The following is an 11,136-nucleotide window of genomic DNA, read 5'->3' on the forward strand; positions in this document are numbered from 1 at the left end:
CTCCTCCTGCTCGAGCCTCGGCGCCCCGGTCACCGGCCGTCCCGGTACCGGGCGATCAGCTCGGCCGGGAAACCCAGATCGGCCTGCGCAACCGCCTTCGTCAGCGGCATGCCCAACTCGCCCAGTCGCGAACACCCCTCCGGTCCGATTGCTTCGTACGCGTACACGGCGAGTTGGTCAGTCCGGTCCTCGATCGATTGCCGGCGCCGCCGCCCTTCCTCGCTGAGGGCGAGTCCGGGCCCATTCAGAAGCCACCCGCGAGCACGCAACCGCTCGATGCCCGCAGCCCACTCCTCTTCGCTCCAGTACCGGCTGACGCGGAGGACTTCCGCGCTGATGGCCCCCGTCGCGGCATGCGTGATCAGCGCCTCCATACCATCGAGGCCTTCGGTGAACAGCAGCGCGACGTGTCCGTCGCCTCGGAATTCGCGCAGCAGAGTCTGCGCGTGCCACAGCACCAGGTGCGGAGCGTCCGGCCACGGCAGCTGCGCGTGTCCGGCGAACAGCGGACGTCCCTGAGGCCGATCGCAGGCGCGTTCCGCGGCACGGCGTGCGAGATCGGCCGCCTCCCGAACCGTTGGACCGTCGACGTCGTCGCCCCATGCTTGGCGCAGCGAGCGGTCGACGGCCTCGTACCGCGCCTCCAGGACGTGCCCAGGCGTGGCGGTGTGCCAGGCCGCGGGCAGCGCGGAGCGCACCGCCACCGGATTGAAGTTGAAGAATGTCGCGACGGCGACTTCCGCGGGTACCGGGCCCATCGCTGCCGAGCGGGGCGCGAAATATGTCGGGGCCCGCCCCTGCAAGCCGATTTCGGCATAGCACTCCTGCCCGTGCGGGCTGAAGTAGATCATCCCGTGAATCAGTTCGAGAGCACGGAAGGTGAGCCGGGCGGTCTCCGGCGAAACAGTGGACATCGTCATTCTTTCGAATTCGACTGGCAGAAAGGTCACGGAACTCATCGCCGCTCGCCGACCGGGCCGGCTCCCTCGCTTGCGGCGGGTGCGACACCGACCTCGCGAAGCGGCCTGCCCGCGACCAGAAGCCTGCGAGACAGATCGTTCACAGTCAGGAGTGGGGCCATGCGGTTCCCTCGATCGTCGTTGTTTCGGATCTGGGCTTCGACCCTCCCTCCGGAGGGCCGAACATTGAAGCTGAACTCAACATCAAGTTGTGACCTACGTCAAGTCTCGATCCGAAATCAACGTCATTTACGGTCCTGCCGGAACGGCGGAACTCCCGGAGGCGCCGGTGTCGGCTGTCGCCCTACCCGCAGGGCTCACGGGGGGCTTCGACGACCTTGCCGGGGGCGACCCCGGCCGGTGGGCCGGGAGCTATATTGTCGAAGACGACGGTTCGCCGTTCGCCGAAAGTTCGAGTACCACCGTCTGGCACACCGGCCTGCGACCGGTCACACGACACACAAAATCACACAGAAACGACCGGAAAAGGCGGGAAATGATGAGCACCATTCAGCGCGGAGGTCGCCTGAAAGGTGCTTTGTGCGGCTCGGACGGGCCTGGCTCACAGCGGGGAGATGCGCAGCGCGTTGACCCATAACCGGGTTCCGATGCGCGTCAGTTCGTCCAGGTCGACCCTCAGATCCTCCGGTGCGCCTTCACCGGTCACGAAGTAGTCGAACGCGAGTCGACTGATCATCCCGGACAGTGCGCGCGAGGCCAACAGCGGATCGACCTCCGTGTCTGCGAGTCCCCGCGCCTGCAGGGACTCGATGCTGCGGGCGTTTCGCCGAACGAACGCCTCCGCGCGCCGCCGACGCAGTTTGCGGAACTCCGGATCGATGCTGGCTACCTGTTCGAGCAACGCCATCAGCTTGGCATTGCGCTTGTACGCCTCGAAGTACGCCCGGTTGCTCGCCTCGATGATCCCAGCAGGGTCGGCGTCGGGGTCCACATGCGGCATTCCTGGATGCATCATGTCTTCCTGCGCCAACTCGAGGACAGCCGCGAAGATCTCCTCCTTGCTGGAGAAGTACGTATAGAAGGTGCCGGACGAGCATTTGGCCTCTGTGGTGATGTCGACCAGCCGGGTGTCGAGGTAGCCCGAACGCTCGAACACCGTACGGGCAGCTGCGATCAAGGCCGAGCGCGTCCGCAATCCCCGACCGGTGGCCGGAAGCTCGCGCAGCAGCGCGGAGTTCGCCATGGACGGCGGCGGGCCCTCGTGTTCGTCCCCTGCGGTCGATCGTGACATGGGAACAGTTATAGCAACGCAACCATCGGAGCTCGCCAGATCATGCCGCGGCGAACCGCAGGCGACGTGCTGGAGCAGCCAACACCTTCACCCTGCCTGACCGTCACCGGCGGTCGGCTTGGCGACGTCCTCGAGCTTCACGACGTCCTGCGGCCCGCCGAGTTCGTTGACGCGTCATGCCTTCATAGAAGATTCTCCTGATAAGTGTCGATGGCCGGGGATTCATATCCCCGCGGCATCGGCGATAACGATGGCCTTGTGGACCAGAGCATCGATGCGCTCGACGGTCGGGGTGCCGGCTGCCGCCTTGTTCGCGGGGGTGTCCATCGCCCGGCGCAGGACACCTTCGGCGATGATCGCCACCTTCCATAGACCGAGCGCGTGCCAGAACTTCAGCGCCTGCGGGTCCCGGCCGGTCTCGTCGAGGTACATCCGGGCGAGTTCGTCCCGGTTCGGGAATCCCGCGAGTGTGGAGACCGGGAAGTCTCCCCCCGTGTCCTCCCCCGGCTCGGGCCAGTAGGCGAGCATAGAACCCATGTCGGCCAACGGATCTCCGAGCGTGGACAGTTCCCAGTCCAGCACGCCGATGACCTCGCCGCTCGTGTGGGCGACGATCACATTGCGCAGGTGGAAGTCGCCGTGCACGAGCGCGAGTTCGGTCTGCTGGGGCACCGCGGCCATCAGCCTGCGGGTCAGATCGTCGAGTTCGGGCAATTCCCGCGTCTTGGACTTCTCCCACTGGCCGGACCACCGCGCGAGTTGGCGTCGCGCGTACGGCTTATGGCTCGCCAAATCGGACAGTCCGGTCCGCTCCAGGTCGACGGCGTGGATTTGCGCGAGGGCGCGCGGCAGGGACTCCGCGATCTCGCGACGCCGTCGCTGAGGTAGTGACTCCGCGATCTCCATCGTGTCGACGACCTGGCCGTCGATGAAGTTCATCAGCACCAACGGCACGTCGGAGATCGCGGAATTCTCCGCGACACCGAGGATCCGCGGTGCAGGGACGGAAGTGCCCGCGAGCGCGGACATGATCCGCGCCTCCCGCGCGACGTCGTGTGCCGAGGCCAACAGGTGCCCCAATGGGGGCCGGCGCAGCACCCAGCGCCGACCGGCGTCGTCCCGCACGAGGTAGGTGAGATTGGACTGACCGAGACCGATCCGGTGGAAGCCCAGCCGGCCGGCGAACTCGATCCCGAGGTCGCCGAACCAGCGGGTGACCGCCATCGGATCGATGCCGATCGCATCTCGCGCCGAGGTCTCAGGCACCGAGCGTCGCTCCGTTCCGGTAGGGCACCACGTCGCCGAGCCGCTGGCCGCCGATGCCGCGCGAAGCGCCGGTGACGATCGCGGTTCTGCCGCTCAGATCCAGAAAAGACGCTCTGGCACGCGACTGCATGGGAGTCATGCTCAGATACCGTCCGGTCGCAGGTCGCGGTACTGGCGCAGTTCGCGGCGGGCGATAGCGCGCTTGTGCACTTCGTCCGGGCCGTCGGCCAGGCGCAGGGTCCGCAGGTGTGCGTACGACATGGCGAGCGGGAAGTCGTCGGTGACGCCCGCGCCACCGTGCACTTGGATGGCCCGGTCCACGATCTTCAGCGCGATGGCCGGGGCGGCGACCTTGATCGCGGCGATCTCGGTCTGTGCTTCCTTGTTACCGACGGTGTCCATCAGATATGCGGCCTTGAGGGTGAGTAGCCGGATCATCTCGATGTCGATGCGCGCTTCGGCGATCCAGTCCTGGATGTTGGCATTGTCGGCGATCGGCTTGCCGAACGTGACGCGCGACTGGGCGCGCTTGCACATCAGTTCCAGCGCGCGCTCGGCCGCGCCGATGGCACGCATGCAGTGGTGGATGCGACCGGGGCCCAGCCGGGCCTGGCTGATCGCGAAGCCCTCTCCCTCGCCTTTGAGGAGGTCCTCGACCGGAACCCGTACGTCCTTGAAGTCGATCTCGGCGTGACCTTCTCGGTCGGCGTAACCGAAGACCGGCAAGTTGCGCAGCACGGTCACACCGGGTGCGTCGATCGGTACCACCATCATCGACTGCTGCCGGTGCGTCGGGGCGGCCGGATCGGTCTTGCCCATGACGATCATGACCTTGCAGTTCTTGTGGAGGGCGTTGGAGGCGAACCACTTCCGGCCGTTGAGGACGTATTCGTCACCGTCCTTGACCATAGACAGTTCGACATTGGTGGCATCGGAGCTGGCCACACCTGGCTCCGTCATCGCGAACGCGGACGCCATAGTGCCGTCGAGCAGGGGTTTCAGATACTTCTCTTTGTGCTTCTCGGTGCCGAAGAGCTCGAGGACCTCCATGTTGCCGGTGTCGGGGGCGTTGCAGTTGCACGCCTCGGGCGCGATGTGGCTGCGGCCCATGATCTCCGCCAGCGGCGCGTACTCGAGGTTGGTCAGTCCGGCACCGGTGGCAGGATGTGGATGGAAGAGGTTCCACAGGCCCCGCCTTCTCGCCTCGGTCTTGAGTTCCTCGAGTATCGGCGGATGGAAATGTGGATCGCCGGCCGCGCGCATCTGCTCCTCGTACACGGTCTCGGCCGGGTATACGTGTGCATCCATGAAATCCAGCAGTTCGTTCTGCAACTGCTGGGCGCGTTCGGAGATGTCGAACAGGGACATGAGAACTCCTGACGGGTCCGGAGGGAATCGGGGGTGCGGCGCTCGTTGTGGCCGACGACAGCCTCGACGAGGTCGATGCCGCGGGAGGACCTCAGTCCCGCGCCAGCACCTTCGTCTGGTAGCGCCGCATGCCGCGCAGCCATCGGTCGTAGTCGGCGGCCTTGTGCCGGTACATGTCCAGCACCTGCGGGTGCGGCAGGATCAGGAAACGCTCTTCGTCGATCGCGGCGATCACGTCGGCCGCGACCTGGGCCGGTTCGAGCACCTCACCGGCGCTGGTGACGGCGCGGGTTGCCGCGGCGCCGAGGACTTCCCCGGACTCCCCACCGAACAGCAGCTTCGTATTGACGCCCTGTGGGCACAGGCAGCTGACCCGCACCCCTTGGTCTCCGTAGGTGACGCTGAGCCACTCGGCGAAACCGACCGCGGCGTGCTTGGTGACCGCGTAGGTGGCCGACCCGATCTGGGTGAGCAGCCCCGCCGCGGAGGCGGTGCTGACGAAGTAGCCCGCACCCCGCTCCACCCATGCCGGGACCAGCAACTGCGCGGCCCGGATGTGGGCGCGCAGGTTCACGTCGATCGCCAGGCTCCAGGCGGCTTCGTCGGCCTCGAGCCCAGGCGCACCGACGATTCCGGCGTTGGCGAAGTACATGTCGACGGGACCGAAGTGCTTGTCAGCCAACGCGATGAGTTGGCGAATCGCCTCGGTGTCCGATACGTCCGCGCCGGCGGACACCGCGGTACCGGGATGGTCGGCGTTGATCCGGTCGGCGACGGCCTGAGCGGTAGATGCGTGCAGGTCTGCGACGACTACGCGGGTACCCGCACCGACGAGAGCCCGCGCGATAGCGCCGCCGATGCCTCCGCCGCCACCGGTGACAATGGCGACCTTGCCTGCAACCTGCACTACCGAACCTGCTTTCGTGTCGATGGGGGCGCGCCGCCACATCCGAACGGACGGCTCCTACTACCAGCTGGACCCGATGCGGCCCCTGACATCTGTATAGTTGAAGTCGACGTCAGTTTCAAGCACTGCCACGCGCCGAGAATCGGCTCCAGTGCCGCCTCATCGCGAGCCGGACATGACCACACCTCCGTTGGTCACGCCACCCACCCCCGCTCCCTGCGAACGCGCAGGGTGGCGCGAAGCAACCAAGGTGCGCTTCGATAGATGTCGAAGGAATCAGCAGACGGGTCACGAAAGAGGTGACTTCATGCTGTTTCATACCTGTCTCGCGGTAGCTGGTGGAAGGTTCCCGGCATCCGCCTCGACCGTTCCGACACAAGTCGCGCGACGTCCTCGCGCTCGTGGCTGACGTCGTACAAGTTGGCGAACTTCGCCGTCTGGGCAGCAACAAGCTCGGCGAGATGCTGCTACTTCCAGTTGTGTTCGCACTCAGGGCATCAGGGTTGAGAGCACCACTTCCAGTGCCTTGCGCATATCGTCGGCCTCGATGCGCATCAAGGTTTCTTCGTCGAGCGCGCGGTGGTCGAGGCTGTCGTCCATGGCTAGGCGGTATTCGCGCTCTTCCTCTGCACTTTCGATGACATTTCGGATGAATCGACCGTTGCCGGCGAGGTCGACGCCGCGGCGGGGCAGGCCGCTCTGGTCGGTGCCTTCGGTGGCGTAGAGCGTCGCGCACGACTCGCGCAACAGTTCGACCGCATCGTCGGATACGGCAGAATCGCGTCTGGCGGCGATGAATTGGGCTATCTCGCAGAGTTCGCCGGGCGAGTAGGAGTCGAACTTCACGCGCTTGGCGAAGCGGGAGGACAGGCCGTCGTTGCTGGCCAGGAAGCGGTCGATCTCGCCGTCGTAGCCTGCGATGATGACGACCAGGCGGTCGCGATCGTTCTCCATCCGCGCCAGCAGGGTGTCGACGGCCTCGCGCCCGAAGGCGTCACCACCGGAAAGGCCCGCCTGGATCAGGGTGTAGGCCTCGTCGACGAACAGCACGCCGTCCATGGCCGAATCGATCAGCTGGTTGGATTTGATCGCGGTCGAACCCAGGTGCTGGCCGACGAAGTCGGAGCGTTTGGCCTCCACGACCTTGTCGGTCTTCAGCAACCCGAGCCCGCAGTAGATCTTGGCCACCACCCTGGCGATGGTGGTCTTGCCGGTGCCAGGCGGGCCGGTGAAGGCGAGATGCTGGCCGCGGGGCATGCTGTTGAGGCCCTTCTCGGCCCTGATCTTGGCCATCATCGCCGAGGACTGCAGCTTGGCGACCTGCACCTTGACCGCACCCAGGCCGATCTGCGCCGCCAGTTCCGCGCGGGCGGCGGCCAGGATCAGCTCGGCCCTGTGATGCTGTTCCTCCTCGGCCGCCTCCGCCAGCGACGGCGCGGACGCCGGATCCCAACGGTCGGTGCGTGATTCGATCTGTTCCTTGGTGGTCACCATGATCCGGAACTTGGGATCGCGCATCGCGGTGGCGTTGGCGGCGAACCCGGGGACCTGCGTGTAGACGGTCTCGAACAACGCCCGCGCCTCGTCCTCGTGGCCTTGTTCGCGCAACGCCAGCCCACGGCAGTACATGGCCGCAGTCCGGGCCGCCGGAATCGGGCCGCGCTCGGCCAGTTCCAGCCTGCGGGTCGCCTCGCCGAAGAGGCCGAGGTGGGCGCAGGCGGTGCCGACCATGACGTGCGCGCCGGCCGCCATGTATTGGTCCTGCCAGTCGGCCGACCCGGCCAGCACGCCCATCACCTCTTGCCACAGTTGACCGGTGAAATAGAGCACGCCGCGCGCATAGGCGCAGACCTTGTCGTCGACGGCACGGTCGGGATCCTCGGTCAGCTGCCTGCGACGCTCGTCGAGTTCGTCGAGAACGCGTTCGGCCGCATCGAAATCCCGGTCCTCGACGAGATGCATCGCCTGGGCGAGCCAGATCTCGGTGAGGCTGGCGATCGGATAGTCGATGTACTGGCCGATCTGGAACCGACCGGCCAGTTGCCGCGGCGGCAGACCGAGACGGCGCTGCTCACGCAGATGCGAAGTCGTCGAGGTGCGGTGTAACTGGCGTAGCACTTCCTGGGTGGCGTCCCCGGCGGCGACGCGCCCGAGCCAGGCGTCGCACATGTCGGGATCGAGCTCGGTCGCCCGGCGGAAGGCGACCTTGGCGTACTCGAGATTCTTCGCGGCTTGCTGGCCGTCGACCATCAGACCGAGCGAGAGGACGCCCGCATCGAAGACCTGTTGCGCTTGCCGAATCGCTGACATGCCCGGAAATTAGCGCGGACTCGGCTGTCCAGCCCAGCGAACCCGGACGGCGAGCACCGGCCATTCACGGACAGTTCACCCCGCCGCGCGGGCTCGACGCGATAACCGCATGTCGTTGCCACACCGCGGGTTACGACAAAGCGAACTCCGCCTCGGGCCACCGCCGCGCGGCACCGTGATTGCTACCTTCCTGATCGTCGTAACCAGGGAATTCGGGAGTCATCACGTGATCGAGTCAACGGCGATCGAGCCGCAGCTGTGCAGAGTCTCGGTGATCGGCGGGAATACTCAGGTCGATGTCGCGCTGCCCGCCACGATCCCGATCGCCACTTTCATTCCAGATGTGGTGACACTCATCGCCTCTCGCAATCCGGACCTGTCCGAACACGAGGAGGACGGGCCGCTGGTCGCCCGGCACTGGACGCTGTCCCGGCTGGGCCACACCGCGATCGACCCGGTCCGGACGCTCACCGAGGCCGAGGTCTTCGACGGCGACCTGCTGGTGCTGGCCGCAGTGGATTCGGTCGACTCCCCGGCGCTCTTCGATGACGTGATCGACGCCGTGGCCCGGCTGACCGACAACTCGTTTCGCGGCTGGACCGCCGAGTCCGCGGGCCTGGCCGGGCTCGGCGGCGCGATCGCCGCGGTCGCGAGCGCCTGCCTCCTGTTGCTGTACGCGGCGGGACACGGGGCCGGCGGATGGGCTGGGGCGGCGGGCAGCGGGTTCGGGCTCCTCGTCCTGGTCGGAGCCGGGCTCGTCGCCCGGTGGTATGCCGCGACACTGCCCGCCACGGTCCTGGCGCTGTGCGGGTTGCTGCTGATGGGCGCCGGGGCCGCGGCGCTCGTGCCCGGTCTGCCGGGCGCACCGCACCTGCTGCTGAGTTGCGCCGTCACGATACTGCTCGCGACGGTCGCGATGCGGGTGATCGCGGTGCGCCCAACCATGTTCACCGCCGTCATCACGATCGCGGCGTTCGGCCTCGGCGCCGCGGGTACGACCACGGTATGGCAGGTGGCACCGTCCAAAACCGCGGCCGGAGTCATCTTTTTCGCACTGCTCGGCATCACGCTGACGCCGCGGATCGCGGTCGCGGCAGCGCGGCTGCCGGTGCCGCCGGTGCCGACCGCGGGCGGAGTGATCGATCCGCGCGACCATGAGCCCCGACCGACCATCGAGGGCATCGGCGCGATCGGCGCGACCTCGATTCCCTCGGCGGCCGGGCTGGGCGAACGGGCCCGCCGGGCCAACGACTATCAGTCCGGGATGATCGCCGGGATCGTGACGGTGACGGTGATCGCGACGATCATGGTGGTCGCGACGGCCCGGGACCACCTCTGGCAGACCGCGTTGCTGGCGGTGGCGGTCGGCATCGTGCTGGCCCGGCGCGGGCGTGCCTTCTCCGACCTCACCCAGGCCGCGCTGCTGGTGCTCGGCGGCTGCTCGGCGCTGATCCCGCCGATGGTGCTGCTCGGCACCCAACTCACCGATGCCGCGTTGCCCGCTGCGGGCGCGCTGCTCGTCGTCGCGGCACTCGCGCTGCTGATCGGGGTGGCCGGGCCGAAGCTCGAGATCTCGCCGGTCGTGCAGCGGGCCGGCGAGCTGCTGGAGTACCTCATGATCTGCCTGATCGGGCCACTGGTGTTCTGGATCATCGACGTCTATGCCCTGGCCCGCAATGCGTGACCACGCACGATCGGCACCGGCCGCGCTCGCCGTCGCGGCACTTACGATCACGGCGGCGTTGCTGCCCACCGGTCCAGCCAGGGCCGTCGCTCCGCCCGGGGTCGATCCGGGCCTGCTGATCACCGGCGCCCCGGTGGCCCCGCCGGAACCCTCGCAACAGCGACTGCTGTGCTCGGAACCCAACTGGACGGGACCACCTCCGGCTGGGGTGCCCGCCGCCCAAAAGGCGCTCGGGCTGGCCGCTGCCTGGGAATTCGGTCGCGGCGCGGGACAGGTTGTCGCGGTGATCGACACCGGAGTCACTCGCCATCCGCGGTTGACGGTCGACGCGGGCGGGGACTACGTCTCCGATTCCGACGGCACGACCGACTGCGACGGGCACGGCACCCTGGTCGCCGGGATCATCGCCGCACACCCGTCCCCGGACGGTGGCGATGGTTTCGCCGGTGTCGCGCCGGGAGCCACGGTGCTCGCGATCCGGCAGACCAGCCTGGCCTATCAAGCCAAGAACAGCTACGGCAATGACCGGCCCGATGGCATGTCGGCCGGTGGGTACGGCACCGTCGCCACCCTGGCGCATGCCGTGGTCCGCGCGGTGGATCTGCACGCAACGGTCGTCAACATCTCCGAAGTGTCCTGCCGGCCCGCCGGTGCCGGCCCGGTGGACGGGATGCTCGGCGCCGCATTGAAATACGCTTACGACCGCGATGTCGTCGTGGTAGCGGCGGCGGGAAACCTGCAATCGCAGGGCGCGTGCAAGCAGCAGAACGGCGCCGGCTGGGATTCAGTCAGAACGATCGCGACGCCCGCGTGGTTCTCGCCCTATGTCCTTTCGGTGGCCTCGGTCGAGCCGGACGGCTCGCCGTCGCCGTTCACGCTGTACGGGCCGTGGGTCTCGGTGGCCGCCCCCGGCAGCAACCTGATTTCACTCGACAGCAAACCTGGTGCCACCGGCCTGGTCAACGGCACCCCACAAGCCGACGGTCAGGTATCGCCGGTGGCGGGAACCAGCTTTTCCAGCGCCTACGTCGCAGGCCTGGCGGCCCTTGTGCGCGCACGCTTTCCGCAGCTGTCCGCCAAAGAGGTGATGGATCGCATCATCGGCACGGCGCATGCACCCGGCGACGGCCACGACGCCCGGATCGGCGCGGGCATGGTCGATCCGGTAGCCGCGCTCACCGCCGTACTGCCGAATCCGCCGCTCCATGATCCGGCGGCCGGCGAACAGATCGCGGGCCCGGCCCCGATCGCACCGGTGAACCCGTGGCCGCGGCGCATCGGCGTGACGGGCGCCGCGATCTGCCTGACCCTGCTCGCCATCTTCTCGACGCTGTCGATCCCCTTCCGCCGCAAGCAGCGCATGCCGCTCGTTCTGCCCGGTGACGACTGA

At 67.4% G+C, this 11,136-nt stretch carries 9 protein-coding genes; 2 read left to right on the plus strand and 7 right to left on the minus strand.

All coding sequences use genetic code 11. The annotated features are described in order from the left end of the window. Positions 1-29: 29 nt before the first annotated feature. The 7 genes from ACWESM_RS34875 to eccA all read right to left on the minus strand — a co-directional run bounded on the left by ACWESM_RS34875 (position 30) and on the right by eccA (position 8,062). Entirely contained in the window at positions 30-914 is an 885-nt protein-coding gene (locus ACWESM_RS34875) for an SCO6745 family protein (RefSeq protein WP_397280969.1), read from the minus strand. 607 nt (positions 915-1,521) lie between these two features. Further along, positions 1,522-2,211 (minus strand): TetR/AcrR family transcriptional regulator, encoded by a 690-nt coding sequence (locus ACWESM_RS34880; RefSeq protein ID WP_355074393.1) that lies wholly within the window; start codon positions 2,209-2,211, stop codon positions 1,522-1,524. A gap of 222 nt (positions 2,212-2,433) precedes the next feature. Continuing rightward, positions 2,434-3,435, minus strand: coding sequence for a phosphotransferase family protein (locus ACWESM_RS34885; protein ID WP_355074454.1), 1,002 nt, complete (start codon positions 3,433-3,435; stop codon positions 2,434-2,436). A 34-nt stretch (positions 3,436-3,469) separates the two neighbouring features. Continuing rightward, positions 3,470-3,616, minus strand: coding sequence for a hypothetical protein (locus ACWESM_RS34890; protein WP_355074394.1), 147 nt, complete (start codon positions 3,614-3,616; stop codon positions 3,470-3,472). Between the two features lie 2 nt (positions 3,617-3,618). Beyond that, positions 3,619-4,845 (minus strand): acyl-CoA dehydrogenase family protein, encoded by a 1,227-nt coding sequence (locus ACWESM_RS34895; RefSeq protein WP_364433898.1) that lies wholly within the window; start codon positions 4,843-4,845, stop codon positions 3,619-3,621. A 91-nt stretch (positions 4,846-4,936) separates the two neighbouring features. After that, a complete protein-coding gene (locus tag ACWESM_RS34900; RefSeq protein WP_452495401.1) occupies positions 4,937-5,752 on the minus strand; it encodes an SDR family oxidoreductase in 816 nt (271 codons plus the stop codon). 489 nt (positions 5,753-6,241) lie between these two features. After that, a complete protein-coding gene (gene eccA, locus ACWESM_RS34905) occupies positions 6,242-8,062 on the minus strand; it encodes a type VII secretion AAA-ATPase EccA (RefSeq protein WP_356967624.1) in 1,821 nt (606 codons plus the stop codon). A gap of 226 nt (positions 8,063-8,288) precedes the next feature. On the opposite strand from eccA, the gene eccD reads away from it, so the two are divergent. Further along, positions 8,289-9,746: a type VII secretion integral membrane protein EccD gene (gene eccD / locus ACWESM_RS34910; protein WP_364433905.1), complete on the plus strand. Its 1,458-nt coding sequence runs from the start codon at positions 8,289-8,291 to the stop codon at positions 9,744-9,746. After that, entirely contained in the window at positions 9,739-11,136 is a 1,398-nt protein-coding gene (gene mycP / locus ACWESM_RS34915; protein WP_364434000.1) for a type VII secretion-associated serine protease mycosin, read from the plus strand. The genes eccD and mycP overlap by 8 nt, the downstream gene beginning before the upstream one ends.

It is taken from the genome of Nocardia sp. NPDC003999, assembly GCF_053604885.1.